Raw genomic sequence first — 25003 nt, 5'->3', positions numbered from 1 at the left:
GATGCAAATGACGGAGTCACCCTATGACCATCGATATTAGCCAGTTTTTTCAGGTCTTTTTCGATGAGGCCGAAGAACTGCTGGCTGAAAAAGAACGGCTGCTGCTGGCCGTCGATATTGCGGCGCCCGACGCCGAAGACCTGAATGCCATTTTCCGCACCGCCCATTCGATCAAGGGCGGCGCATCGACGTTCGGCCTCTCCGACATGAGCGAGGTGACGCACATCCTCGAGTCGCTGCTCGACCGCATTCGCCAGGGCCAGATGGCCCTGACGGCGGAACACGTCGACGCCTTTTTGGCGGCCAAGGATATCCTCAAGATGCAGCTCGACGGCCATCGCCTGGGCAGCGCCGTCGACCAGGATGCCGTGGCCAATGTGCGCATGATGCTGCAGTCGTTCTCGCAAGACGTGCCCGTGGCGGCGCTCACGCCCGTCGCGCCAGCCTTCCATACGGCGGAAAAGGCCGCCGTCAGCCATGCCGGCGGACATCGCATCCGCCTGGAACTGCCGAAGATGGAAGAGCGCGAAGTCGATGCGCTGGCGGCCGAACTGGGCTTGCTGGGCGACGTCGCCGTATCGAGCTTGCCCGACGCGCGCAAGGTGCTGGAAGTGACGACGCATGAAAGCCTGGACGATATCCTGGCCATCTGCTCGTTCGTGCTCAATCCCGACGACATGGTGATCACGCAGGCGCCGCCACTGGCGCCGGGCGAAGCCGATGCGGCCCGCGCGGCGCAGGAAAAGGCCCAGGGCTACGGCTTCTTCGACCCGCTGCCAGGCGCGCCTGCCGCACAGGGCGCGGCCGATCCCGGCTATGGCTTCTTCCAGCCGATCGAGGACATCCGCGCCGCCGCCGGCGTGCAGAGCGAGGCCGAACAGGGCTACGGTTTCTTCCAGCCGCTCGAACAGATTCGCGCCGACGCGGCCAAGGCGGGCAACGCCAGCGCCGCCGCCGCGCCGGCCGTGGCGAGTGCCGTGGCCGAAACGGAGCAGGAAAAGAAACCGGCCAAGAAAGAGGGCGACAAGGCCGGCGCCGAATCGTCGTCGATCCGCGTCTCGATCGAAAAAGTCGACCAGCTGATCAATCTGGTGGGCGAACTGGTGATCACGCAGGCGATGATCGAGCAGCGCGCCAGCGCGCTCGACCCGATGCTGCATGAAAAACTGCTCGACAGCGTCAGCCACCTGACGCGCAATACGCGCGACTTGCAGGAAGCGGTGATGTCGATCCGCATGATGCCGATGGATTTCGTCTTCTCGCGCTTCCCGCGCATGGTGCGCGACCTGGCGACGAAACTAGGCAAGAAGGTCGATTTCATCACGAATGGCGCCGCCACGGAACTGGACAAGGGCCTCATCGAGCGCATCGTCGATCCGCTGACGCACCTGGTGCGCAACAGCATCGACCATGGCGTGGAAATGCCGGCCGCCCGCGTGGCCGCCGGCAAGACCGAGGCGGGCCGTTTGTTCCTCTCGGCCAGCCACCAGGGCGGCAACATCATCATCGAAGTGTCCGACGACGGCGCTGGCCTGAACCGCGAGCGCATCCTGGCCAAGGCCGCGCAGCAAGGCCTGGACGTGTCCGAGTCGATGAGCGACGCCGACGTGTGGCAGCTGATTTTCGCGCCAGGCTTTTCCACGGCAGAAGCGGTCACCGACGTGTCGGGCCGCGGCGTGGGCATGGATGTCGTCAAGCGCAATATCAGCGCCATGGGCGGCGTCGTCGACATCCGTTCGGCCAAGGGTTTCGGCACGACGATTTCGATCTCGCTGCCGCTGACCCTGGCCATCCTGGACGGCATGTCGATCCGCGTCGGCGACGAAGTGTATATTTTACCGCTGGGCTTTGTCATCGAATCCCTGCAGCCAGCCGTTGAGGATGTCAAGGACATCAGCGGGAAGGGGCAAGTGGTGAAAGTGCGCGGCGAATACCTGCCGTTGATTCCGCTGTACCAGATGTTCGACATTGCGCCGCGCTTTACCAGTCCCTCGGAAGGCATCTGCGTGATCCTCGAGACGGAAGGGCGCAAGGCGGCCCTGTTTGTCGACGACCTGGTGGGGCAGCAGCAGGTCGTGGTGAAAAACCTCGAATCGAACTACCGCAAGGTGGTGGGCATTTCCGGCGCCACCATCCTGGGCGATGGCGGCGTGTCGCTGATTCTCGATGTCGCCGCCCTGATCCGTTCCTCTCGCCAGCTGGCCGACGAGTCCATTTTTTCGTAATACCGATAGATAAAAGATAGGAAAACGCACCATGTCAGATACTCAACAAACATCCGGAAGCAATGCGGGCGACGGCAAGGACATCGCCGGCCGTGAATTCCTGGCCTTCACACTGGGCTCCGAAGAGTACGGCATCGATATCCTGAAGGTCCAGGAGATCCGTGGTTACGAAGCGGTTACCCGCATCGCCAATGCGCCTGAATTCATCAAGGGCGTGATCAACCTGCGCGGCATCATCATTCCCGTGGTCGACATGCGCATCAAGTTCAACCTGGGCACGCCCGTATACGACCAGTTCACGGTGGTGATCATCCTGAACATCGGCGGCCGCATCGTCGGCATGGTGGTCGACAGCGTTTCCGACGTCACCACCCTGACGCCGGAGCAGGTGAAGCCGGCGCCAGAAATGGGCACCGCCTTCTCGACCGACTACATGATCGGCCTGGGCACCATCGACGAGCGCATGCTGATCCTGGTCGACATCGACAAGCTGATGTCAAGCAGCGAGATGGGCCTGATCGACAAGCTGGCGGCGTAAGCGGCAGCAAGGCGGCGCCCGGTGCGCCGCCGTATGGCCACGCAAAGAATCACTACAGATATGCATGTACCGGCGCGGGCATCAGCCAGAGGCGCGCCGGCAGGCTGCAAGGTCCGTCAGAGACCCGGCCACAACACGGCGCCGTCCGGTTGAACGGGCGCCGTTCACATAAATATTGGAGACTGTAATGAGTTTGCGCGATATCAAGATAGGCACCCGGCTGGGGATAGGCTTCGGCAGCATCCTGGCCATCCTGGTGGTGGTGATCGTTTCGGCGAATGCGCTGAATTACCGTAACAAGGCCCAGTTGCTCACGGGTCTGGCTGTGGCCAGCGAAAAGAATACGCAGGCGTCGCTGATGAAAAGCGCGATGCTGGAAACCGGTATCGCCATGCGCAATATCGGCTTGCAGGGCGATGTGGGCCTGATGCAGGTGGAAGAGGGCAAGGTGCGCGAGCAGCGCAAGCTGTATGACGGTGCGCGCGGCAAGCTGGCCACCTTGGGCCTGTCCGAGGGCGAGAAGGCGCTGCTGGCCAATATCGCCAAGGCTGACGGCGAAGTTGATGCAGCCTTCAAGGAAGCGATGGGGCAGGTGCTGGCGTTTAACAGCGAGGGCGCGGCGAAGGTGATTGCCACCCGCATCGATCCCTTGAACAAGACGACCCTGGCCGATATCAACAAGCTGCTCGACTTGCAGCACGTGGCGCAGCAAAGCTTCATGGACGATTCGCTGGCGGCCGATGCGCGCCTGATGACGGTATTGTTCATCCTGGGCGGCGCGGCGGTGGCGATCGGCGCCTGGTGCGCCATCTTCATCACGCGCTCGATCACGGTACCGCTGTCGGGCGCCCTGGCGGTGGCGCAGAAGGTGGCTGCCGGCGAGCTGACGGCGCGCGTGGTGGTTGAAGGCAAGGATGAAACGAGCGCCTTGCAGCAGGCACTCAAGGACATGAACGAGAGCCTGGTGCAGACGGTCAGCGACGTGCGCAATGGGACGGACACCATCACCGTGGCGTCGCGCGAGATCGCCAGCGGCAATGCGGACCTGTCGGCGCGCACGGAAACGCAGGCCAGTTCGCTCGAAGAGACGGCATCGTCGATGGAAGAGCTGACGTCGACCGTGAAGCAGAATGCGGACAACGCGCGCCAGGCCAACCAGCTGGCCGTGTCGGCATCGTCGGTGGCGGAGCAGGGCGGCAAGGTGGTGGCGCAAGTGGTCGACACCATGGGTTCCATCAAGGACAGCTCGCGCAAGATCGTCGATATCATCGGCGTCATAGACGGCATTGCGTTCCAGACGAATATCCTGGCGCTGAATGCGGCCGTCGAGGCGGCGCGCGCAGGCGAGCAGGGGCGCGGTTTTGCGGTGGTGGCGTCGGAAGTGCGCAATCTGGCCCAACGATCCGCCGGCGCGGCGAAAGAGATCAAGGGCCTGATCGGCGACTCGGTCGACAAGGTCGATGCTGGCAGCCGCCTGGTGGACGAGGCGGGGCAGACCATGGGCCTGATCGTCACGTCGATCCGGCAGGTGGCCGACATCATGGGCGAGATCACGGCGGCAACGCAGGAACAGAGCCATGGCATCGAGGAAGTGAACCAGGCCATCGCGCAAATGGACCAGATGACGCAGCAAAATGCGGCGCTGGTCGAGGAAGCGGCGGCGGCGGCCGAAAGCATGCAGGACCAGGCGCAGAAACTGGCCGACGCCGTCAGCATCTTCAAGCTGGGTGGCGAGAGCGTTGCGCCAGCGGCCACACCCGCTCCCGTGCCGGTAAAGGCGGCGGCACGGCCGGCGCCTGCAGTGGCGGCAACTACACGGCGGTTGGCAAAGACGGCGCAAGCCGGCACGCCACCGCCCGCGAAAAAGCTGGCGGCGGCCGGCGGCGACGATTGGGAAGAGTTCTGACGCCAACCCGGTCCCGCTAGTTATACTTGCAAAGGCATTGGTCAGAGTAGTCATAGAGAGGTAAAAACAAAATGCCGCAAACTAAAACGGATTCGGTCAAGGAATTTGATTTCACTGGCAAGGACTTCGAACGGGTCCGCGCCATGATTTACAAGCGGGCCGGCATCGCGCTGGCCGACAGCAAGCAGGAGATGGTCTACAGCCGCCTGGCGCGGCGCCTGCGCGCGACCGGCATCTCCTCGTTCGTCCGCTACCTGGACGACCTGGAAGCGGGCCGCATGGGCGACGAGTGGGAAGCGTTCACGAATGCGCTGACGACCAACCTGACGTCGTTCTTCCGCGAGGCGCATCACTTCCCGCTGCTGGCCGAGCATGTGAAAAAACTGAGCGGGCCGATCACCATCTGGTGTTCGGCCAGCTCCACCGGCGAAGAGCCGTATTCGATCGCCATGACGGTGTGCGAGGCGTTCAATACGCTCACGCCGCCCGTCACCATCATCGCCACGGACATCGACACGAATGTGCTGGCCACGGCCGCCAATGGCGTCTACAACCTGGACCGGCTCGACAAGATGCCGGCCGACCGTGCGCGGCGCTTTTTCTTGCGCGGCAAGGGCGACCGCGAAGGGCAGGTGCGGGTGCGCCCGGAACTGCGCCAGATGATCACCTTCAAGCCGCTCAACCTGCTGGCCGACAGCTGGCCATTGACGGGGCAGTTCGACGTCATCTTTTGCCGTAACGTGATGATTTATTTTGACAAGGCGACGCAGCGCAAGATCCTGTCGCGCTTTGTGCCATTGATGAAGTCCGATGCCCTGCTGTTTGCGGGCCATTCGGAGAATTTTCTGTACGTGTCGGATTCATTGAAGCTGCGCGGTAAAACAGTCTATGAGCTCGATCAGCCTCGGGGCGCCGCGCCCAAGGCATCGTCGCATCGTACATGAGAGTGAAATATGAGCCTGGAATCCAAAGAGCAATTCGCCACTAACGTCTATTACGACAGGACGTTCAATTGTGACGCCGCCAAGATCTTGCCTGGTGAGTATTACTTTACCAACAAGGACATGCTGATCGTCACCGTGCTCGGCTCCTGCGTCTCGGCCTGCATCCGCGACCGCGTCACGGGCCTGGGCGGCATGAACCATTTCATGCTGCCCGACGGCGGCAGCGATCCGAACAGCCCGATTTCCGCATCGATGCGCTATGGCACCTACGCCATGGAGATATTGATCAACGACTTGCTGAAGGCTGGCGCGCGGCGCGAGAACATGGAAGCGAAAGTGTTCGGCGGCGGCGCCGTGCTGCGCGGCTTCACGGCGATCAACGTGGGCGAGCGCAATGCGGCCTTCGTCATTAATTACCTGAAGGCGGAAAAGATGCGCGTGGTGGCCGAAGACCTCAACGACATCCACCCGCGCAAGGTGTATTTTTTCCCCCGCAGCGGCAAGGTGCTGGTGAAAAAGCTGATGCAGACGCATAACGATACGCTGGTGCGCCGCGAACTCGATTACGCCAGCCGCCTCAAGGTCGCGCCGGTGGGTGGCGAGGTCGAACTGTTCTAGTGACAGCGGACCAAACTTGCTGCGCGTCGCCTTGTGCGGCGTGCGGCGGTGTGGTCCGGGGTACTAATTTAATAAGATACAAGGGCCGCAAGGCCTGGAAGGATATTTATGAAGATCAAGGTATTGATCGTGGATGATTCGGCGCTGATTCGCAGCGTCATGACGGAAATCGTGAACAGCCAGCCCGACATGGAAGTGGTGGGGGCGGCGCCCGATCCGCTGGTGGCGCGCGAGATGATCAAGCAGACCAACCCCGACGTGCTGACCCTCGACGTCGAGATGCCGAAGATGGATGGCCTGGACTTCCTGGAAAAGCTGATGCGCTTGCGCCCGATGCCGGTGCTGATGGTGTCGTCCCTGACCGAGCGCGGTTCGGAAATCACCATGCGCGCGCTGGAACTGGGCGCCGTCGATTTCGTCACCAAGCCGAAAATTTCCATCCAGAGCGGCATGCGCGAGTACACCGACATGATCGCCGACAAGATCCGCGCCGCCTCGAAGGCACGCATCCGCGCGCGTACCCTGCCGTCTGCCGGCGACAAGGTGGCCGCTCCGCTGCCTGCGCTGCGCAGCCCCTTGACGTCGAGCGAAAAGCTGATCATCGTGGGCGCCTCCACGGGCGGCACGGAAGCGATCCGCGAATTCCTCATGCAGATGCCGTCCGATTGCCCCGGCATCCTGATCACGCAGCACATGCCGGAAGGCTTTACGCGCTCGTTTGCGCGCCGTCTCGATTCGCTGTGCAAGATCTCGGTGCAGGAAGCGGCAGGCGGCGAACGCGTGCTGCCCGGCCATGCCTACATCGCGCCCGGCCATTCGCACCTGACCCTGACGCGCAGCGGCGCCAACTACATGACCAAAATCGACCAGGGAGAGCCGGTCAACCGCCACCGCCCCTCGGTTGACGTGCTGTTCCGTTCGGCAGCGCAATCGGCCGGTAAAAATGCCGTCGGCGTGATCCTTACCGGCATGGGCAAGGATGGCGCACAAGGCATGTTGGAGATGAAGGCCGCAGGAGCGTATAATTTTGCGCAGGATGAAGCCAGTTGCGTGGTGTTCGGCATGCCGCGCGAGGCGATCGCCATCGGTGCTACGCATGAGGTCGGCGCTCTGACGGCGCTGCCTGGCATGGTGCTGGGACACCTGGCTGCGCACGGCATGCGTGCTTTGCGCGTGTAAGCCACGTTTTATATGATCTGAGGCAAGTTTGTTCGCCTAAAAGCAACGAAAATGCTATCCTACAACTTGCTGCCGTAGTGTCGACCATAATGTCGGCATTCATGTCGATATTATTAACAAACCGCTACAGAAACAACGGAGTTATTCATGGCTGATCCAAAGATGAAATTTTTAGTCGTTGACGATTTTTCGACGATGCGCCGCATTGTCCGGAATCTGTTGAAGGAACTGGGTTATGCCAACGTCGATGAGGCGGAAGACGGCGTGATGGGCCTGGCCAAGCTGCGCGCGGAATCGTATGATTTCGTCGTCTCGGACTGGAACATGCCAAACATGGATGGCCTGACGATGCTGCAGCATATCCGCGCTGATCCCGCACTGGCCAAGCTGCCTGTGCTGATGGTCACCGCCGAAGCGAAAAAAGAAAATATCATCGCCGCCGCCCAGGCTGGCGCCAGCGGTTATGTCGTCAAGCCGTTCACGGCCGCGACCCTCGATGAAAAGCTGAACAAGATTTTCGAGAAGCTGGAAAAAGCCGGCGCCTGATCACGGTTTGATACCGATCAAGAAAAACGCTGCCTGTGCAAACAGGCAGCGTTTTTTTTCGTCGGCTGAACTCGCTTATACCAGGCCGCCATTCGCGCGCAGGGTCTGGCCGTTGATCCAGCGGCCATCGGGGCCGCACAGGAAGGCGACTGCGGCGGCGATGTCTTCCGGCGTGCCCAGGCGCTCCAGCGGCGCCATCTTGCCCATGCGTTCTATCGTTTCTTCCGTCTTGCCGTTCAAGAACAGGGCCGTGGCCGTGGGGCCGGGAGCGACGGCGTTGACGGTGATGTTCTTGCCGCGCAATTCCTTGGCGAAGATAGCCGTCATCGTCTCGATGGCCGCCTTGGTGGCGCCGTAGACGGCATAGCCGGGCAGGGCCAGGCCAATCACGCTGGTCGAGAAGTTGAGCACGCTGCCGCCGTGGCGCAAGCGCGTCGCCGCCTGGCGCATGGTGTTGAAGCTGCCCTTGACGTTGATGGCGAACAGGCTGTCGAAGGTGGCGTCGTCCGTGTCGGCCAGGGACGGCAGCGCGGGCGGCATGATGCCGGCGTTGTTGACCAGCACGTCGACGCCGCCGAAGGCCGCTTCGGCCGCATCGAACAGCACTTGCACCTCGCCCGCATCGGCCACGTTGGCCTTGACGGCGATGGCGGCACCGCCGCTGGCCGCGATGGCCGCCACCAGCGCGTCCGCCGCCTCCTTGCCGCTGGAGTAATTGACGACGACCTGCATGCCGTCACGCGCCAGGCGGCGGGTGATGGCCGCGCCGATGCCGCGCGAGGCGCCCGTGACGATGGCAACTTTGGCTGGGGTGGATGCGGTATTCATGGTCTTCTCCTGTCGTGGTGGCGGCCCGCATGGGCCAGTGCAGCCATTGTGATCTTTATTGATCCATGGATAAAGATAGGGATCTTGATTTCAATGTGCAAATTGGATTAACAATGATTGCCGGTCTGGCTGGTATGGACAGGCGTGGTGCCGCTGACCGCAAGTCATTGCGCAAGGGAATGAAATATTTCCCAAAGTTAACTTTACACGTCAAATAATTTGGCCCATGATCGCTGCACTATTCCCTTTGTCCCCGACCCCGACAAGAAGGAGCGCAACATGCGCCGAGCACCCGTATTATTTTTTGCCCTGAGCACGGCCTTGCTGGCAGCTTGCGGCGTGAGCCTTGAACAAACCAGCGTCGCACCTGTCGCGGCTACCGTCGTCGAGATGCAGGAGCCGGCCGCGCAGTTGCCTGCCGAAGCTGATGGCCGGCATGCTTATCTGCACCGCGTGGGAGGCCGCGACTATGTCAGCCTGAGCCAGCATGGTCCCGAGGGCGGCTTGCCGATACTCACGGGGACGCAGCGCCATGCGCACGCCATCCGCCTGCTGGCAGCCGATCCGGCCCAGGTGCGGGCCATCCTGCGCAGCCTGAGGCTGCCGGCGAACCAGCGCAAGCTGTGGGCGGGGGAGGAAATCGCGCTCGATGCGGCCAGCTATGAGCTGTTGCAAGCGGCGCGCGGCAGCAACAAGCCGCTATTTGCCGAACTCAAGCTGGTGGGGATGGAGAAGTAATAAAAGAAACGGGGCCGAACGGCCCCGCTGTGACTGCGTTTAAATTTCCAGGTTGTCGATGAGTCGAGTCTGCCCCAGCTTGGCGGCGGCCAGCACCACCAGCGGTTCGCCGGCGGCCAGTTCGGCGGCGCTTGGCGCTTGCAGGTTGGCGCGCTTGCGCACGGCGATGTAGTCCGACTTCCAGCCGCGGCTGTTCAATAACTGCATGCTGGCCTGTTCCAGTTCGCCCACGGCCAGGTTGCCCTTGCGCACTTCCTCGGCCACGAAATTCAGGCCCTTGAACAGTTCCGGCGCTTCCGCCCGTTCGCTTTCCGACAGATACATATTGCGCGAAGACAAGGCCAGGCCATCTTCTGCACGGTAGGTTTCGGCGGCGATGATTTCCGTCGGCAGCGCGAATTGGCGCGCCATGTTGCGGATGATCATCAATTGCTGGTAATCCTTCTTGCCGAACACGGCCACGCGGGGACCCACGCACGAGAACAGCTTGGTGACGACCGTGCACACGCCTTCGAAGAAGCCGGGGCGGAATTCGCCTTCCAGGGTATTGCCCAGGTCATCGGGCGGGCGCACGCGGTATTCCTGCGGCTCCGGATACAGTTCCTTTTCCGTCGGCGCGAACAGCACGTACACGCCTTCCTTTTCCAGCTTGGCGATGTCGGCCGCCATGGTGCGCGGATATTTCTCGAAATCCTCGTTCGGGCCGAATTGCAGGCGGTTCACGAAGATCGAGGCGACGACGGGGTCGCCATGCTTGCGCGCCAGGCGCATCAGCGACAGATGGCCTTCGTGCAGGTTGCCCATGGTGGGGACGAACGCCGTGCGCAGCTGTCCGCTGAGCTGGTCGCGCAATTCTTCAATGTCGGAAATAATTTTCATGGATTGCTTTCGCTAAAACCCCGTTGTACGGTGGTCAGTGACAAAGGGAAGGGATCAGGCGGGCGAATACGCCAGCCGGACGTAGATGGGGGCAAACGGTTCTGCCTGCGTGATTTCGATCAGGGTTTCCTTGGCCAGTTCCAGCAAGGCCACGAAGTTGACCACCACCACGGGCACGCCGCCGGCAATGTCGAACAGCTCGCTGAACTCGACGAAGCGCGACGACTGCAAGTGGCGCAGGATGCTCGACATGTGCTCGCGCACGGACAGTTCCTGGCGGCTGATGCGGTGATGCTGAGTCAGCTTGGCGCGTTTCAGCACGTCGAGCCACGCCTGCTGCAAGTCCACCGGTTCCACGTCGGGCCAGGTGGGCGTCAGGCTTTGCTCGATGAAAATCTGCGTGCGCACGAAATCGCGCTCGAACTGGGGAATGGCGTTCAGGTCGTAGGCGGCCAGCTTGATCTGTTCGTACTCGAGCAGGCGGCGCACCAGTTCGGCACGGGGGTCGCCGCCATCTTCCTCGACGTCGCTCTTGCGCGATGGCAAAAGCATGCGCGACTTGATCTCGATCAACATGGCAGCCATCAACAAATACTCGGCGGCCAGTTCCAGGTTGCGCACGCGGATCTGGTCGACATATTTCAGATATTGCAGGGTCACCTGCGCCATCGGGATATCGAGAATGTTGAAGTTTTGCTTGCGGATCAGGTAGAGCAGCAAGTCGAGCGGGCCTTCGAAGGCTTCGAGAAAGATTTCCAGCGCGTCCGGCGGAATGTACAAATCCGTCGGCATGCGCATCATCGGCTCGCCGTACAGGCGGGCGATGCCCAGCGGGTCGGCGGCGGGCGCCGCGTCCGTTACTGCCGTGGCGGATGCTGCAGGGTCGCCGCTGCCGTCGCCGTCAGCGACAGGTTCGGGCGACTCGATGACTGCGCCGGCACCGGAAGCGTCGGCTTCCGGCGTGACTGCAGACTCTTCAGGCAACATCGTACCGGTTCCAGATCTTAGTTCTTGTTCTGGTAAACGTAAGCCTGTTGCTTGACGGCCGACGCCAGCTGGCGCTCCTGCTCATCGATGCTGATGGCCGGCTTGTCCCACAGCAGGGCGCGGCCCGCTTGCTGGCCCGCTTCCATGCCAGGATTCTTGGCCTTCAGTTCGGCGATGAACAAGGTGTGGTCGGATACGTAGTTGTTGTGTTTTGCAGGCAGTTTCATATTCTCTTCTGAGTGTCTTATGGGTAAGGTCAGCCGGCCGTATTTTACCGCGCCGTGCCGCTTGGCGGGTTGTCGTATCGGCAAGTCCGGGGCGAAATTGCTAAAAATCAATAACGCAATCAATAACGTAACAAGCGCCGCATCACCATCGGCGCCGGTTCGGCGGGGTTGGCGTGCGAATATTCCAGTTCTTCGGCCAGGTCGAATTCGAAGGCCGCATAAAAATCGATCAGCTTGCGCTGGTCGCGCCGCACGGCCAGACGCAATTCCTCGGCCTGGCACGACAGGCCATGATGAATGATGGCTTCCAGCAAATGTTGCGAGACGTGGCTGCCCCGGTAGGCGGGCAGCACGCCCATGCGCGAAATCTTCCAGATGGCGGGATCGCTGTCGAGCGGCATCCAGCGCAGCGAACCGGCTGGAATGTCGTCGATCAGCAACAGAAAACCGCCGCCGTGGCGCAGTTGCGCTTCCACCTGCTGCGCCGTCTCGTGGTGTCCACTGGACGAGGCCGCCACCTTGCCGGCCCACGCGGCGCGGGTCAGCTCGGCGATCAGTTGTGCATCGGCATTCGTTGCTTCGCGCACCACGATATTCATCATCGGTCCTTGTGGTGGCTTAACGGATGCGCATGCCAGGTTCGGCGCCCGGCCATGGGTTCAGGATGTAGATGCCCGGATTGGCCTTCTCGTCGGCGGCGGAGGCGGCCATGACCATGCCTTCCGAAATGCCGAACTTCATCTTGCGCGGCGCCAAATTGGCCACCAGCACCGTCAGCTTGCCGATCAGTTCTTCCGGCTGGTACGCCGAACGGATGCCGGAGAAGACATTGCGCAAGCGGCCTTCGCCCGCGTCCAGGGTCAGGCGCAGCAGCTTGTCGGAACCGTCGACCAGTTCGCAGTTGACGATTTTGGCGATGCGCAGGTCGACCTTGAGGAAGTCGTCGATCTTGATTTCGGGCGCCAGTTCCTCGATGGCTGCAGCGGCAGGGGCTGCTGCGGCGTCGTTGGCGGCGTCGCCGGCCGGTGCCGCGATGGCGGGGGCCGCTTGCGGCGCGTCAAACAGCGCTTCGATCATCTTCGCATCCATGCGCGTCATCAAGTGGCTGTAGGCGCCGATGGTGCGGCCCAGCATGCTGTTCGAGACGGCGTCGCCGAACACTTGCGTATCCGCCCAAGTGAACTCGGCGTCGTTGAGGAACGATGCCACGTTCTTGGCCACGCCCGGCAGCACCGGCGACAGCAAAATCGTCAGCTGGCGGAACAGGATCAGGGCCGTCGTGCACACGTCGTGCAGTTCGGCCGTCTTTTCGACGTCCTTGGCGAGGATCCACGGTTTGTTTTCATCGACATACTGGTTGGTGATATCGGCGATTTCCATGATTTCGCGCAAGGCCTTGCCGAATTCGCGGTTTTCAAAATGCGCGGCGATGCTGGCCTGGCGCTCGACGATGACGCCGTTGACGTCCACCGTCAACGCGCGGTTGATCCAGCTTTGCGCGCCTTCCGACAGCGTCGATGCCAGCTTGCCGTCGAAACGCTTGGCGATGAAGCCGGCGCAGCGGCTGGCGATGTTCACGTATTTGCCGATCAGGTCGCTGTTCACGCGGGCCACGAAATCTTCGCCGTTGAAGTCCAGGTCTTCCACTTTCGAGTTCAGCTTGAACGCGATGTAGTAGCGCAGCCATTCCGGGTTCATGCCCAGGTCCAGGTAGCGCAGCGGCGAGATGCCCGTGCCGCGCGACTTCGACATTTTTTCGTTGTTGACCGTCAGGAAGCCGTGAACATTAACTTTCAGTTTGTCGATCACCGGGTGATTGGCAAATTTCAGCATGGCAGGCCAGAACAGCAGGTGGAACGAGACGATGTCCTTGCCGATGAAATGGATCTGTTCCGTCGTCGGGTCGTTCAGGAAGGCGTCGAAATCGATGCCTTTCTTGTCGCAATAGTTTTTCAGGCTGGCCAGGTAGCCGACGGGCGCATCCATCCACACATAGAAGAACTTGCCCGGCGCATCGGGAATCGGGATGCCGAAATAGGGCGCATCGCGCGAGATGTCCCAGTCGGCCAGCTTTTCGCCCGCCTCGCCCAGCCACTCGCTGACCTTGTTGACCATTTCCGGCTGCAAGCGGCCTGGCGTATTCAGCCAATCCTTGAGGAATTCGAAGCAGCGCGGGTCGGACAGCTTGAAGAAATACTGTTCCGACGGCTTCATCACGGGCGTCGCGTTGGTAAACACGGAGAACGGGTTGACCAGGTCGGTCGGCTGGTAAGCGGCGCCGCACACTTCGCAATTGTCGCCGTACTGGTTCTTGGCGCCGCATTTCGGGCATTCGCCCTTGATGTTGCGGTCGGCCAGGAACATGCCTTTGACCGGGTCGAAGAAGCGGTCGACGGTTTTCGTGACGATCAGGCCCGTATCGCGCAGTTTGCGGTAGATCGATTGCGACAGATCAACGTTTTCCGGCGAATCGGTCGAATACCAGTTGTCGAAGGCGATGTGGAAGCCATCGAGGTACTGGGCGCGGCCGGCGGCGATGTTGGCGACGAATTGCTGCGGCGTAATGCCTTCCTTTTCGGCGGCGATCATGATGGGTGTGCCATGCGTATCGTCGGCGCCCACAAAGTGCACTTCACGGCCGGCTGCGCCATCGCGTTGCATTCGCTGGAACCGGACCCAGATATCAGCCTGGATGTATTCCATGATGTGGCCAATGTGAAAAGCGGCGTTTGCGTAAGGCAGGGCAGTGGTGACGAACAGCTTGCGAGTCATGATTGATGCACTTTTGGGATGGATAATAGGACATTTTAACAGCGGAAAGGCAATATGAGCAGATGCAGCGCCGGCAAGTGATGCTTTTGCCGCCATCGCGCCATGCAAATTTGCGCTAGACTGCGCGTATTGCACATATGTAGTACACACGGAGATTTACATGAGCATCACAGTAGAAGACGTCAAGGCCGCGCTGGCCCAGGTTATTGATCCAAATACACATAAAGATTTCGTTTCCAGCAAAACCGTCAAGAATCTGAAGGTCGATGGCGCTGATATTTCCCTCGACATCGAGCTGGGCTACCCCGCCAAGAGCCAGATTGACCTGATCCGCAAGTCCGTGCTGGCCGCCCTGCGCGTGCTGCCGGGCGTGGGCAACGTCAGCGTGGGCGTGTCGTCGAAGATCATTTCGCACACGGTGCAGCGCGGCTTGAAGCCGATGAGCAACGTGAAAAACATCATTGCTGTCGCTTCCGGCAAGGGCGGCGTTGGCAAATCGACCACGGCCGTCAACCTGGCCCTGGCCCTGGCTGCTGAAGGCGCCACCGTCGGCATGCTGGACGCCGATATCTATGGCCCGTCGCAGCCGATGATGCTGGGCATCAGCGGCCAGCCGAAGACGCTGGACGGCAAGAGCATGGAGCCGATGGAAAACCACGGCCTGCAAGTGTCGTCAATCGGCTTCATGATCGATCCGGACGAGCCGATGGTGTGGCGCGGCCCGATGGTCACGCAAGCCTTGCAGCAACTGCTGGACCAGACCAACTGGCGCGACCTCGATTATCTGATCGTCGACATGCCGCCAGGCACGGGCGATATCCAGCTGACCCTGTCGCAAAAAGTGCCCGTCACGGGTGCCGTGATCGTCACGACGCCGCAGGACATCGCGCTGCTGGACGCGCGCAAGGGCTTGAAAATGTTCGAGAAAGTCGGCATTCCGATTTTGGGCGTGGTGGAAAACATGAGCACGCACATCTGCTCGAACTGCGGCCATGCGGAAGAAATCTTCGGCGCCGGCGGCGGCGCGAAGATGTGTGCGGACTTTGGCGTGGAATTCCTCGGCGCCTTGCCGCTGACCATGGCGATTCGCCAGCAGACGGACTCGGGCACGCCGACAGTCGTGGCCGAGCCGGAAGGCCCCGTCGCCGTCATCTACAAGCAGATCGCCCGCACCATCGCCATCAAGGTGGCGGAAAAGACGAAGGATATGACAAGTAAATTCCCGTCGATCGTCATCAAGAACGACTAGCGGCTGGACTTGGCGCTCCTATGCGCCACTGCCGGCAGGAATATGGTTTCATGCAGTCCGTGTTGTTATTAAACAAGAGGAGACATCATGCAATTGACCACCGTATTCCTGCGCCAGGCCGCAGTCCTGGTTGCCGGCAGCCTGCTGGCCGCCAGCGCCTTCGCCCAATCCGTGTCGTTCGTCGAGCCAGTCGATGGTGCGACGGTGACGAGCCCGTTCAAAGTGAAATTTGCCGTCAGCGGCATGGACGTCAAGCCGGCCGGTGACATGACGGTCAAGACGGGCCACCATCATCTGCTCATCAATACGGGGCCGATGAAGGCGGGCGAGATGATACCCATGGATGACAAACATTTGCATTTTGGCAAAGGTCAAACGGAAACGGACGTCACCTTGCCGCCGGGCCAGTACACCCTGACGATGCAGTTCGCCAACGGCGCGCACCAGTCGTATGGGCCGGAGTTGAGCAAAAGCATCAAAGTGACGGTCAAGTAACTCGGGCATATTCATTTGTTTAGGCATGGGGCCAGATTCCAGCGATGGAGTCTGGCCTTTTTCATATTGTTGCCTCTTGTCATTATTGTGTCATATAGTCGGCGTATGCTGGCCGGTGGCCTAACTTTTGATGAGCGGATATGACGAAACATTTCTCCCTTTCCCGGCAACTGGCGCAGGCGCTGCTGCTGGTGACTAGCGTGGCGGCGTGCCAGGCGCACGCGGCCAAGGCTGTTCCCAATGCTGCGGCGCAGCCGAAGCTGGTCGTGGTGCTGGTGGTCGACGGCTTGCCGCAGGAACAGGTAACGCGCTACCGCGACCAGTTCGGCCAGGGCGGCTTCCGCCGCCTGCTGGAGCAGGGCGCGTGGTTCAGCGATGCGCACCAGGCGCATGGCATCACGGTGACCGCCATCGGCCACTCGGCCGTGCTGTCGGGCGCCTATCCTTATCAGCATGGCGTGATCGGCAATAACTGGATCGATCCCGTCACGAAAAAATCCGTGTACTGCACCGAGGACGGCAATTTCCATTACATCGGCGAAACAACGCAGCCCGACGACGGCACGGCGCCGACCAAACTGCGCGTGAGCACCCTGGGCGACGAGCTGCGCTATTCCACGGGCGACCAGGCCAAGGTCGTCACCGTGTCGGGCAAGGACCGGGGCGCCATCTTGCTGGCCGGGAAAACGGGCACTGCCTATATGTACATGGAAAAGACGGGCAATTTCGCCAGCAGCACCTATTACATGCAGCAGCATCCGCAATGGGTGCAGCGCTACCAGGCTGCCAAACCGCAGGACCGTTATTATGGCAAGAGCTGGACGCCGCTGCTGGCCGATTCAGCCTATGCGCGCGACGCCCGTGACGATCTGGTGGCGGCCAAGCCGGGCACGCGCAACACCTTCCCGTTCGCCTATTACAGCGACAGCGGCAAGCTCGATGGCGAGTACTACAGCCGGTTGAAGTCCGGTCCCTTCCTCGACGAGCTGACGCTGGAATTCGCCCGCGCCGCCATCGATGGCGAAAACCTGGGCCGCAACCCGGCCGGCGTGCCCGACATCCTCGGCGTGAGCCTGTCCGCGCACGACTATGTGAACCATGCCTACGGCCCGGAAAGCAAGATGTCGCATGACCACCTGCAGCGCCTGGACCGCATGCTGGCCGGCTTCTTTGCCGATCTCGATAAAAAAGTCGGCATGGACAACGTGCTGGTGGTGCTGACGGCCGACCATGGCTTTGCCAACGTGCCGGAATTCGCCGAAACGCGCGGCTTCTCGGCCAGGCGCATCGATGGCGCCAAGCTGGTCGATGCCTTGAACCAGCACCTGGCGACCAGCCTGGGCATCGATAAACTGGTGACGACGTCGTCGCTGCCGAACATCTACCTCGATTACGCGCTGGCGGAAAAGAGCGGCGTCCATCGCGCGGCCCTGGAAGACGCGGCGGCCCGCTTCCTGCTGCAGCAGGACGGCCTGGCGCAAGTCTACACGCGCACGCAGATGGAAACAGGGGCGGTGGCCACGCGCATGGATACCTTGATGCGCCGCGCCTGGAACCGCCAGCTGTCGGGCGACCTGATGGTCGTCACAAAGCCGGCCTGGTACTTCGGCAAGGGCAGCGGCGGCACCTCGCACGGCACGCCGTACACGTACGACACCAACGTGCCGCTGATGGTCTTCGGCCCCCGCTGGATCAAGCCGGGCGCCTATGGCCAGTACGCGGAAGTGGTCGATATCGCGCCTACGCTGGCCCATTTGCTGCGCATACGCCAGCCGTCGGCGTCGGAGGGGCGTATTTTGACCGAGGCAGTCCGGTAGCCCCCCGTCATCCGGCAACAGTGTTGGCATTGCCGGTGCTGGTGTCCGGTTACAGGGTATACAGAATATTGTAGAACGCGCCCGGAGGTTCAGCGATCAGGGATAAGTCGTGGCCGATGGCGATCTTTTCAAACGACGCTTTGCCGACCGCCATGCGGCGCTTGATGATTGCCTCCAGCAGTTTTCCGAACACCACTTGGTCATTTACGTATTTTTTCAATGCCAGAATATCGCGAGGATTGTTTTTCAAAATATAAAACGCGTAATTCATCAGCAGGATATTGGAAACGAACAGGTTTTCCGTCGATTGAAGCGGGTTGACGGTGTCCTGCAAGGCCGCAAATACCAGGGGCCGGTCATGAGCGTAGGCATGCAGGAAGACGTCGGGGTACATCAATTCGCTATACCTGTCGTCAAGGCTGAAGCGGTACCTCGTGTCATCAGCTTGCGTCAATAGCTTGACTACGCCTGTCTGATAACTTTTCAGGGTACTCAGTATTGCATGCTCCTTTCTGTCATCCGCCCTGATCGCTTTGTATGCCACCTCGATCATGTCCAGTACAGTCACTTGTCCCTGGCAATCGGTGGACATGAGCAGCTGCTGGTCGCGGATGCTGAAGCGACGATAGGCTTCGTCGTCCATGCTTAATTCAAAAAGCAGGAAGCGCAGCATGTGGTTACGCCACCGTGCATCGGCGTCGCAATGGCTGTTTTTCAGGCTGATCAGCTGGATCAGATAGAAAAAAATAAAATATTCCTTGTTGCTGCGTTGACGGTTGTCGATTTCGAGCAGCAAGCCGAACCGTCCCAGCAACAGCAGCAGCGCATGGCAATCCGCTTCCGTATAGCCTTGCTTCGACATGGTCTTTTCAAAAGCGCCGACAGAAAACAGATCGTGCCAGCGGCTTGCGTAGCAAATTGCGCCATTGCGTTTTCTGGCGGCGACGCAGAGCAGCGATACCTCGTTTTCCTGGTAAAAAACAGGCCCTGTTGCGCACGCAGCTGGCCGGATGTTGATGAAATTTTCAAGCTTGCATGACAGCAGATTGAACAGGTTCATTTCGCGCTTACCGTGGAGGTTCATGGTGTTTACAGCAGCCAGTCTATCGGCAGCACCGACAGAATCGCCACCCCCATGCGCTTCCACACGCTGGCGCCAGGTTCCGTGTCGTAGCGCGTGGTGGCGCCGCTGGCGTCGCGGGCGAGCCAGTACAGCGAACCGTCGGGGTTCAGCAGTACCTGGTAGGCGCGCTGCGGGATGGCCGTGCGCATGGCTTGCCCCAGCTGGCTGGCCAGCACGGGGCTATCGATGACGAGGCCCATTTCCGTGTTCAAGTCGATCGAGCGCGGATCGAAATTGAAGGAGCCGACGAAGATGCGCCGGTCGTCGACGGCAAAGGTTTTCGCGTGCAGGCTCGATGCGGAGCTGCCGAAGCGGCCCGGCTGCTCGCGCGCGTCGCCCGCTTCCCACGAGCGGCGCGACTCGTACAGCAGCACGCCCGCTTCCAGCAGCGGTTTCCTCCACTTTGCATAGCCCGCATGCACGGCCGCCACGTCGGTCGCTTCCAGCGCATTCGTCAGGATGCGCACGCCCACGCCTTTGCTGGCCAGGTCGGCAAAGGCTTGCGTGCCGGCCTTGCCGGGCACGAAATACGGCGACACCAGATCCACTTCCTTTTCCGGCACACCGAGCAGGTTTTGCAGCTTGTCCGCCACGCCCGTGCCTGGCCGGGCCTGGTCCAGCACCTTTGCCGGGTCGTCGCTGACCATGCGCGTGCGCGCCCATTCGAAGGGCAGGGTGCGTTCCATCATCTGCTTGACGAAGGGCGAGGTGCGCAGCGCCTGCACGTATTCCTCGGCGGCCCTGGTATCGTCGATGCGGTCCGCCTCGGCGGCGATGGTGGCTGCGTCGCCGTCGACTGGGCGGGTCAGCAGCAGGCTGGCCGGGTAGGCCGAAGCGCTGTTCCAGTAGCGGTCGAAATCGTGCGAGACATCCTCGACGACGGGGCCGATGGCCAGCACGTCCAGGTCGGCAAACAGCACATCGCCGGCCGCGCCGAAGTATTCATCGCCCACGTTGCGCCCGCCCACGATGGTGGCGTGGTTGTCGGCCGTGAACGATTTGTTGTGCATGCGCCGGTTGAGGCGCGAAAAATCGGTGACGAAGGCCAGCGCGCGCGGCGCGCGGGGCACGAAGGGATTGAACAGGCGGATTTCCAGGTTCCGCTGCTTGCCCAGCATGGACAGGGTCTGGTCCAGGCCCGCCGTGTTGTTATCGTCGAGCAGCAGGCGCACGCGCACGCCCCGTTCGGCCGCCTGGCGCAAGGCATCGAACAGCAAGGTGCCCGTGATGTCCTTGTGCCAGATGTAGTACTGCACGTCCAGGCTGCGCTGGGCGGCGGCGGCCAGCAGGGCGCGCGCGGCAAAGGCGTCGCGCCCGTCGACCAGCGGGTAGATGCCGGACACGCCGGGATGCTGCGCCGCCATGGGCGCAATGGCCATGGCCAGCCGGGTATCGGCCGTATCGGTGAGGACGGTGGAGGGGATGCGGCTGTCCAGCGAAGGCAGGGTAGCGCAGCCGGCGAGGATGGCGGACAGCAGCAGGGACAGCAGCAGCCGGGTGGCGCTGCGGAAGGGAAGTGCTTGGGCGGGCATGGCGGGCTTTCATCGAGTTGCCCCGATGTTAGCAGATGCGCATGCCCGCACGCGGGCGAGGATTTACAGTTGTTCCAGCGCAATCAGCTCGGCCACCGTCTGGCGGCGGCGGATCAAACGGGATTGCGCCCCATCGACCAGGTATTCAGCCGCATGGGGGCGGCTGTTGTAGTTCGACGACATCGACGCGCCATACGCGCCCGCGCCTTCGAAGACGACGTAGTCGCCCACCTGCGCTGCAGGTAGCAGGCGGGTTTCCACCACGCCGCCGTCGCGCTGGGTGAACACGTCGCCCGATTCGCACAGGGGACCGCCGACCACGGTGGCACGCTGGGCGTCGAGGGCGCGGCCGTCGTGCGCGATCACCGACATTTCATGGTAGCTGCCGTACATGGCGGGGCGCATCAGTTCATTGAAACCCGTATCGAGCAAGGTGAAGTGGTTGCCGCCCATTTGCTTGGTGGCGCGCACTTCGGCCACGAGCAGGCCCGCGTCGGCCACCAGGAAGCGGCCCGGTTCGATTTCCAGGTGCACGGGATGGCCCAGGTGCGCCTCGATCTGCTTGCGCGCCGCATCCCACAGCTGGAAGTAATGGTCCGTATCGACGGGTTGCTCGCCTTCGCGGTATGGCACGGACAGGCCGCCGCCCGTGGAAATGGCTTCCAGGTCGTGGCCCATGCTCTTGACCAGGTCGACCATGGTGCCGCAGACGGTTTCCAGGTGGCTGTAATCGACGCCGGAGCCGATGTGCATGTGCAGGCCCACCAGGTGCAGGCCATGCGCGCGGATGACGGCCAGCGCCTCTGGCAGCTCTTCGTGCCAGATGCCATGCTTGCTGTTTTCACCGCCCGTATTCGTCTTGTTGCTGTGGCCATGGCCGTAGCCGGGATTGATGCGCAGCCAGACGCGGTGGCCGGGCGACACGGGGCCCAGCTGGCGCAGCATGTCGACCGAGCCGCAATTGACCTCGATCTTCGCTTCCACCACGCGCGCCAGGGTGGCGCGGTCGAACAGGTCGCAGGTAAACACCAGGCCGGCGGCGCCATTCGTTTGCGCTGGCGCAAAGCCCGCCTGCAGCGCGCGCTCGATCTCGCCCAGCGAGACGGCGTCCACGTGCACGCCCGCTTCGCGCATCACGGTGAGCAGATGGATGTTCGAGTTGGCCTTTTGCGCGAAGCGCACCGTGTCGAACTGCGCCAGTTGGGAAATGCGCGCGCGGATGGTGGCCGCGTCATACACCCACAGGGGCGTGCCGTGTTCCTGGGCGAGTTGGGCGAGGGTGGCGTCTGGCACTGGTTTCATGGCGGTGGTCTTTATTATGTGATGGGTGGCGTCGGAGGTGGTGTCGGATTGCGCGGGCTTTGCCCGCTAATCCTACGATGCTGGTCATGATGCGGGTTTTCTGTGTAAACATAAAATATCCATTTGAGGCTACCTTATTCATTTATGATATGGGCATGACTATCTCCCTGCGCCATATCGAAGTGTTCCGCGCCATCATGACGACCGGCAGCGTGACGGCCGCCGCCGCCATGCTGCACACCTCGCAGCCCACCGTCAGCCGCGAGCTGGCGCGCCTCGAGCACTTGACGGGATTGACCCTGTTCGAGCGCGAACGGGGGCGGCTGCGCCCCACGGCCCAGGCGCTGCAGCTGTTCGAGGAAGTGCAGCGCGCGTACTTTGGCCTGGAACGCATCGTCAGCACGGCGGCGGCCCTGCGCCAGTTCGACCAGGGGCAGCTGTCGATCGCCTGCCTGCCCGTGTTTTCACAGTCCTTGCTGCCGCAGGCGTGCAAGCGCTTCGTCGCCGATTTTCCCAAGGTGAGCATCAGCATCACCCCGCAGGAGTCGCCGCTGCTGGAAGAGTGGCTGTCGGCGCAGCGCCACGATATCGGCCTGACGGAAGTGGACAATGCGCCGCCCGGCACCGCGCTGGCCACCTTGATGTCCGTCGATGAAGTGTGCGTGCTGCCCGACGGCCATGTGCTGGCTGGCAAGGCCGTGCTGCAGCCGGCGGACTTTGCGGGCCAGCCTTTCATCAGCCTGGCCGCCGTCGACCCCTACCGCCAGCAGATCGACGCCATCTTCGCGCAGGCGGGCGTGGAGCGGCGCATGGCGCTCGACACGCACAGCGCCGCCTCCGTGTGCGCCATGGTGCGCGAAGGCGTGGGGCTGGCCATCGTCAATCCGCTCACCGCACTCGATTATGCGGGGCAGGGCTTGCAGATCCGCCGCTTTGCCGTGTCCCTCCCGTTCACGGTGAATCTCGTGAAACCCTTGCACCGGCCCCTGTCGCAACTGGTCGCGCTGTTCGAGCAGGCGCTGCATGCGCAGGCGGACGAGGTGAAAAGGCGCTTGCTGCAGCTGTGACGGCGCTTGTGGAGCGGCGGCGGTCAACAGAGTAAAATGGCGTTTTACTTATTCAGGCCTGATTACTTCGATGACCACAACCGCTACTCCCGTCCGCACCCGTTTCGCTCCCAGCCCGACCGGCTATCTGCACCTGGGCGGCGCCCGCACAGCCTTGTACAGCTGGGCGTACGCCCGCCACTTCGGCGGCACCTTCGTGCTGCGCATCGAAGACACGGACGTGGAGCGTTCCACGCCGGAAGCCGTGCAAGCCATCATTGAAGGCATGCAGTGGCTCGGCCTGGACCACGACGAAGGCCCGTTCTACCAAATGCAGCGCATGGACCGCTACCGCGAAGTGGTGGCACAGATGCTGGCCGAGGGTACTGCCTACCATTGCTACTCGTCGCCCGACGAAGTCGAAGCGATGCGCGAGCGCATGCGCGCGGCCGGCGAAAAGCCGCGCTACGACGGCACCTGGCGTCCGGAGCCGGGCAAGACCCTGCCTGCCATCCCTGCCGACCGCAAGCCCGTCGTGCGCTTCAAGAATCCGCTCGATGGCGACGTGACGTGGGACGACGTGGTCAAGGGCACGATCACGATCTCGAACCGCGAGCTGGACGACCTGGTGATCGCCCGTCCGGACGGCACGCCCACGTATAACTTCTGCGTGGCCGTCGATGACTGGGACATGGGCATCACCCACGTGCTGCGCGGCGATGACCACGTCAACAATACCCCGCGCCAGATCAACATCCTGCGCGCCATCGGTGCGCCGCTGCCGCTGTACGGCCACCTGCCGATGATTCTGGGTTCGGACGGCCAGAAGATGTCGAAGCGCCGCGATGCCGTCAGCGTGATGGATTACCCGGCGCAGGGCTTCCTGCCGGAATCGATGCTGAACTACCTGGCGCGCCTGGGCTGGAGCCATGGCGACGATGAAGTATTTTCGGTGGAGCAGTTCTGCGAGTGGTTCAACCTCGACCACCTGACCAAGTCGGCCGCGCAGTTCGACCTGGAAAAGCTCAAGTGGCTCAATAACCAGTACATCAAGCAGGCCGATAACACCCGCCTGGCCGACCTGGCCCGCCCGCAGATGCTGGAAGCCGGCGCCGTCTTCGAAGGCGCGCCTGATCTGGCGCAAGTGCTGGGCATGATGAAAGAGCGCGCCAATACCGTCAATGAACTGGCTGCCGGCTCGATGCTGTTCTTCCGCGAGCCGCAGCCGGAAGCGGAGCTGGCAACGCAGCACATCACGGATGCGATCAAGCCCGTGCTGGCGCAGTTTGCCGAGCGCATCGCCACGGTGGAGTGGAGCAAGGAAGCCGTGGCCGCCATGATCAAGGAAGTGCTGGCAGCCCACGCCATCAAGATGCCGCTGCTGGCCATGCCTTTGCGCCTGATTCTGACGGGCCAGTTGCAGACGCCGGCCATCGACCAGGTGGTGGTGATGTTCGGCCGCGACACCGTGCTGGCGCGCCTGGCAAAGTGGCTGTAAGCGGCGCTCTGAAATAAGCGCTGAAATAGTCGCAGAAACAGCGTGCGGAAACCGCCCCTATGAAAAGTTGCTCATAGACGAAAAAGGGTATTTGCAGAGTGAAACTTCTTTGCTATACTCTTGTTTCTGCACCAACGGGGGTATAGCTCAGCTGGGAGAGCGCTTGCATGGCATGCAAGAGGTCAGCGGTTCGATCCCGCTTACCTCCACCAGCAGCAAAATCGCAGTCAGGTTTTGTTAGTCGTTGAAGTGGTGCAGTTGTTGTTTGGAAGTTCCGCGGTCCCCATCGTCTAGAGGCCTAGGACATCACCCTTTCACGGTGAGTACAGGGGTTCGAATCCCCTTGGGGACGCCAAGTAGTTGTGGTATAGTAGTGGCAGTTGTTTGTACTGATTGTTGTAAGTTCAGGCCCGTAAAAAGCGGAATCTGGATGGAAAGCAAGTAGTGGAACAAAGTCGCCAAGTGCGGCTTTTATTATTTCTGCGCCCGGGGGGTATAGCTCAGCTGGGAGAGCGCTTGCATGGCATGCAAGAGGTCAGCGGTTCGATCCCGCT

General features: G+C 61.7%; 22 protein-coding genes and 2 tRNA genes. 15 read left to right on the top strand and 9 right to left on the bottom strand.

Annotated elements, in window-relative coordinates; all coding sequences use genetic code 11:
- Nucleotides 1-23: 23 nt before the first annotated feature.
- The 7 genes from cheA to cheY all read left to right on the top strand — a co-directional run bounded on the left by cheA (nucleotide 24) and on the right by cheY (nucleotide 7956).
- Nucleotides 24-2225: a chemotaxis protein CheA gene (gene cheA / locus IGS61_RS25990; RefSeq protein ID WP_230542225.1), complete on the top strand. Its 2202-nt coding sequence runs from the start codon at nucleotides 24-26 to the stop codon at nucleotides 2223-2225.
- 31 nt (nucleotides 2226-2256) lie between these two features.
- Nucleotides 2257-2763 (top strand): chemotaxis protein CheW, encoded by a 507-nt coding sequence (locus IGS61_RS25985; RefSeq protein WP_034758356.1) that lies wholly within the window; start codon nucleotides 2257-2259, stop codon nucleotides 2761-2763.
- 187 nt (nucleotides 2764-2950) lie between these two features.
- Entirely contained in the window at nucleotides 2951-4669 is a 1719-nt protein-coding gene (locus tag IGS61_RS25980; RefSeq protein ID WP_230542224.1) for a methyl-accepting chemotaxis protein, read from the top strand.
- A 71-nt stretch (nucleotides 4670-4740) separates the two neighbouring features.
- On the top strand, nucleotides 4741-5613 hold the full coding sequence (locus IGS61_RS25975) for a CheR family methyltransferase (RefSeq protein WP_070278818.1): 873 nt from the start codon (nucleotides 4741-4743) through the stop codon (nucleotides 5611-5613).
- Between the two features lie 9 nt (nucleotides 5614-5622).
- Nucleotides 5623-6231: a chemoreceptor glutamine deamidase CheD gene (gene cheD, locus IGS61_RS25970; RefSeq protein WP_034758343.1), complete on the top strand. Its 609-nt coding sequence runs from the start codon at nucleotides 5623-5625 to the stop codon at nucleotides 6229-6231.
- Between the two features lie 108 nt (nucleotides 6232-6339).
- Nucleotides 6340-7410 (top strand): protein-glutamate methylesterase/protein-glutamine glutaminase, encoded by a 1071-nt coding sequence (locus IGS61_RS25965; protein ID WP_152257160.1) that lies wholly within the window; start codon nucleotides 6340-6342, stop codon nucleotides 7408-7410.
- 147 nt (nucleotides 7411-7557) lie between these two features.
- A complete protein-coding gene (gene cheY, locus IGS61_RS25960; protein ID WP_010396677.1) occupies nucleotides 7558-7956 on the top strand; it encodes a chemotaxis response regulator CheY in 399 nt (132 codons plus the stop codon).
- Nucleotides 7957-8031: 75 nt separating this feature from the next.
- Here cheY and IGS61_RS25955 read toward each other — a convergent pair whose 3' ends face one another.
- Nucleotides 8032-8784, bottom strand: coding sequence for an SDR family oxidoreductase (locus tag IGS61_RS25955; protein WP_230542223.1), 753 nt, complete (start codon nucleotides 8782-8784; stop codon nucleotides 8032-8034).
- Nucleotides 8785-9063: 279 nt separating this feature from the next.
- On the opposite strand from IGS61_RS25955, the gene IGS61_RS25950 reads away from it, so the two are divergent.
- A complete protein-coding gene (locus IGS61_RS25950; protein ID WP_230542222.1) occupies nucleotides 9064-9522 on the top strand; it encodes a hypothetical protein in 459 nt (152 codons plus the stop codon).
- A gap of 39 nt (nucleotides 9523-9561) precedes the next feature.
- Here IGS61_RS25950 and panC read toward each other — a convergent pair whose 3' ends face one another.
- The 5 genes from panC to metG all read right to left on the bottom strand — a co-directional run bounded on the left by panC (nucleotide 9562) and on the right by metG (nucleotide 14387).
- Nucleotides 9562-10401, bottom strand: a complete 840-nt coding sequence (gene panC / locus IGS61_RS25945; RefSeq protein WP_230542221.1) for a pantoate--beta-alanine ligase — start codon at nucleotides 10399-10401, stop codon at nucleotides 9562-9564.
- Between the two features lie 54 nt (nucleotides 10402-10455).
- A complete protein-coding gene (locus IGS61_RS25940; RefSeq protein ID WP_230542220.1) occupies nucleotides 10456-11388 on the bottom strand; it encodes a segregation and condensation protein A in 933 nt (310 codons plus the stop codon).
- 17 nt (nucleotides 11389-11405) lie between these two features.
- A complete protein-coding gene (locus tag IGS61_RS25935; protein WP_230542219.1) occupies nucleotides 11406-11615 on the bottom strand; it encodes a DUF3460 family protein in 210 nt (69 codons plus the stop codon).
- Nucleotides 11616-11734: 119 nt separating this feature from the next.
- Nucleotides 11735-12214, bottom strand: coding sequence for a GNAT family N-acetyltransferase (locus IGS61_RS25930; protein ID WP_230542264.1), 480 nt, complete (start codon nucleotides 12212-12214; stop codon nucleotides 11735-11737).
- A gap of 19 nt (nucleotides 12215-12233) precedes the next feature.
- Complete coding sequence (gene metG, locus IGS61_RS25925) at nucleotides 12234-14387, bottom strand: methionine--tRNA ligase (protein ID WP_230542218.1); 2154 nt, start codon at nucleotides 14385-14387, stop codon at nucleotides 12234-12236.
- Between the two features lie 160 nt (nucleotides 14388-14547).
- Between metG and apbC the strand changes: the two genes are divergently transcribed.
- The 3 genes from apbC to IGS61_RS25910 all read left to right on the top strand — a co-directional run bounded on the left by apbC (nucleotide 14548) and on the right by IGS61_RS25910 (nucleotide 17948).
- A complete protein-coding gene (gene apbC, locus IGS61_RS25920; protein ID WP_230542217.1) occupies nucleotides 14548-15636 on the top strand; it encodes an iron-sulfur cluster carrier protein ApbC in 1089 nt (362 codons plus the stop codon).
- A gap of 87 nt (nucleotides 15637-15723) precedes the next feature.
- Nucleotides 15724-16131, top strand: coding sequence for a DUF4399 domain-containing protein (locus IGS61_RS25915; RefSeq protein WP_230542216.1), 408 nt, complete (start codon nucleotides 15724-15726; stop codon nucleotides 16129-16131).
- 140 nt (nucleotides 16132-16271) lie between these two features.
- Nucleotides 16272-17948, top strand: a complete 1677-nt coding sequence (locus IGS61_RS25910) for an alkaline phosphatase family protein (protein WP_230542215.1) — start codon at nucleotides 16272-16274, stop codon at nucleotides 17946-17948.
- A gap of 49 nt (nucleotides 17949-17997) precedes the next feature.
- Here IGS61_RS25910 and IGS61_RS25905 read toward each other — a convergent pair whose 3' ends face one another.
- From IGS61_RS25905 to lysA, 3 genes are all read right to left on the bottom strand, one after another.
- On the bottom strand, nucleotides 17998-19032 hold the full coding sequence (locus tag IGS61_RS25905) for a hypothetical protein (RefSeq protein WP_230542214.1): 1035 nt from the start codon (nucleotides 19030-19032) through the stop codon (nucleotides 17998-18000).
- Nucleotides 19033-19037: 5 nt separating this feature from the next.
- Entirely contained in the window at nucleotides 19038-20603 is a 1566-nt protein-coding gene (locus IGS61_RS25900) for a phospholipase D family protein (RefSeq protein ID WP_230542213.1), read from the bottom strand.
- Nucleotides 20604-20666: 63 nt separating this feature from the next.
- Complete coding sequence (gene lysA, locus IGS61_RS25895) at nucleotides 20667-21905, bottom strand: diaminopimelate decarboxylase (RefSeq protein ID WP_230542212.1); 1239 nt, start codon at nucleotides 21903-21905, stop codon at nucleotides 20667-20669.
- A gap of 155 nt (nucleotides 21906-22060) precedes the next feature.
- Between lysA and IGS61_RS25890 the strand changes: the two genes are divergently transcribed.
- The 4 genes from IGS61_RS25890 (at nucleotide 22061) to IGS61_RS25875 (ending at nucleotide 24804) form a co-directional block, all read left to right on the top strand.
- Nucleotides 22061-22972, top strand: a complete 912-nt coding sequence (locus tag IGS61_RS25890) for a LysR family transcriptional regulator (protein ID WP_230542211.1) — start codon at nucleotides 22061-22063, stop codon at nucleotides 22970-22972.
- A 70-nt stretch (nucleotides 22973-23042) separates the two neighbouring features.
- Nucleotides 23043-24449: a glutamate--tRNA ligase gene (gltX, locus tag IGS61_RS25885; RefSeq protein WP_230542210.1), complete on the top strand. Its 1407-nt coding sequence runs from the start codon at nucleotides 23043-23045 to the stop codon at nucleotides 24447-24449.
- A gap of 136 nt (nucleotides 24450-24585) precedes the next feature.
- Nucleotides 24586-24661, top strand: a tRNA-Ala gene (locus IGS61_RS25880).
- Between the two features lie 67 nt (nucleotides 24662-24728).
- Nucleotides 24729-24804, top strand: a tRNA-Glu gene (locus IGS61_RS25875).
- Nucleotides 24805-25003 lie beyond the last annotated feature (199 nt).

Origin of the sequence: Janthinobacterium sp. FW305-129 (assembly GCF_020858115.1) — a bacterium.
In the GTDB taxonomy this organism is placed as follows: Bacteria; Pseudomonadota; Gammaproteobacteria; order Burkholderiales; family Burkholderiaceae_D; genus Janthinobacterium.
Note: the sequence above shows the minus strand (reverse complement) of the source record. Positions and strands in the feature narration are given on the sequence as shown.

Coding starts and splice junctions, on each gene's coding strand:
- cheA (WP_230542225.1), top strand. CDS start 24: ATGACCATCGATATTAGCCAGTTTTTTCAGGTCTTTTTCGATGAGGCC.
- IGS61_RS25985 (WP_034758356.1), top strand. CDS start 2,257: ATGTCAGATACTCAACAAACATCCGGAAGCAATGCGGGCGACGGCAAG.
- IGS61_RS25980 (WP_230542224.1), top strand. CDS start 2,951: ATGAGTTTGCGCGATATCAAGATAGGCACCCGGCTGGGGATAGGCTTC.
- IGS61_RS25975 (WP_070278818.1), top strand. CDS start 4,741: ATGCCGCAAACTAAAACGGATTCGGTCAAGGAATTTGATTTCACTGGC.
- cheD (WP_034758343.1), top strand. CDS start 5,623: ATGAGCCTGGAATCCAAAGAGCAATTCGCCACTAACGTCTATTACGAC.
- IGS61_RS25965 (WP_152257160.1), top strand. CDS start 6,340: ATGAAGATCAAGGTATTGATCGTGGATGATTCGGCGCTGATTCGCAGC.
- cheY (WP_010396677.1), top strand. CDS start 7,558: ATGGCTGATCCAAAGATGAAATTTTTAGTCGTTGACGATTTTTCGACG.
- IGS61_RS25955 (WP_230542223.1), bottom strand. CDS start 8,784: ATGAATACCGCATCCACCCCAGCCAAAGTTGCCATCGTCACGGGCGCC.
- IGS61_RS25950 (WP_230542222.1), top strand. CDS start 9,064: ATGCGCCGAGCACCCGTATTATTTTTTGCCCTGAGCACGGCCTTGCTG.
- panC (WP_230542221.1), bottom strand. CDS start 10,401: ATGAAAATTATTTCCGACATTGAAGAATTGCGCGACCAGCTCAGCGGA.
- IGS61_RS25940 (WP_230542220.1), bottom strand. CDS start 11,388: ATGTTGCCTGAAGAGTCTGCAGTCACGCCGGAAGCCGACGCTTCCGGT.
- IGS61_RS25935 (WP_230542219.1), bottom strand. CDS start 11,615: ATGAAACTGCCTGCAAAACACAACAACTACGTATCCGACCACACCTTG.
- IGS61_RS25930 (WP_230542264.1), bottom strand. CDS start 12,214: ATGAATATCGTGGTGCGCGAAGCAACGAATGCCGATGCACAACTGATC.
- metG (WP_230542218.1), bottom strand. CDS start 14,387: ATGACTCGCAAGCTGTTCGTCACCACTGCCCTGCCTTACGCAAACGCC.
- apbC (WP_230542217.1), top strand. CDS start 14,548: ATGAGCATCACAGTAGAAGACGTCAAGGCCGCGCTGGCCCAGGTTATT.
- IGS61_RS25915 (WP_230542216.1), top strand. CDS start 15,724: ATGCAATTGACCACCGTATTCCTGCGCCAGGCCGCAGTCCTGGTTGCC.
- IGS61_RS25910 (WP_230542215.1), top strand. CDS start 16,272: ATGACGAAACATTTCTCCCTTTCCCGGCAACTGGCGCAGGCGCTGCTG.
- IGS61_RS25905 (WP_230542214.1), bottom strand. CDS start 19,032: ATGAACCTCCACGGTAAGCGCGAAATGAACCTGTTCAATCTGCTGTCA.
- IGS61_RS25900 (WP_230542213.1), bottom strand. CDS start 20,603: ATGCCCGCCCAAGCACTTCCCTTCCGCAGCGCCACCCGGCTGCTGCTG.
- lysA (WP_230542212.1), bottom strand. CDS start 21,905: ATGAAACCAGTGCCAGACGCCACCCTCGCCCAACTCGCCCAGGAACAC.
- IGS61_RS25890 (WP_230542211.1), top strand. CDS start 22,061: ATGACTATCTCCCTGCGCCATATCGAAGTGTTCCGCGCCATCATGACG.
- gltX (WP_230542210.1), top strand. CDS start 23,043: ATGACCACAACCGCTACTCCCGTCCGCACCCGTTTCGCTCCCAGCCCG.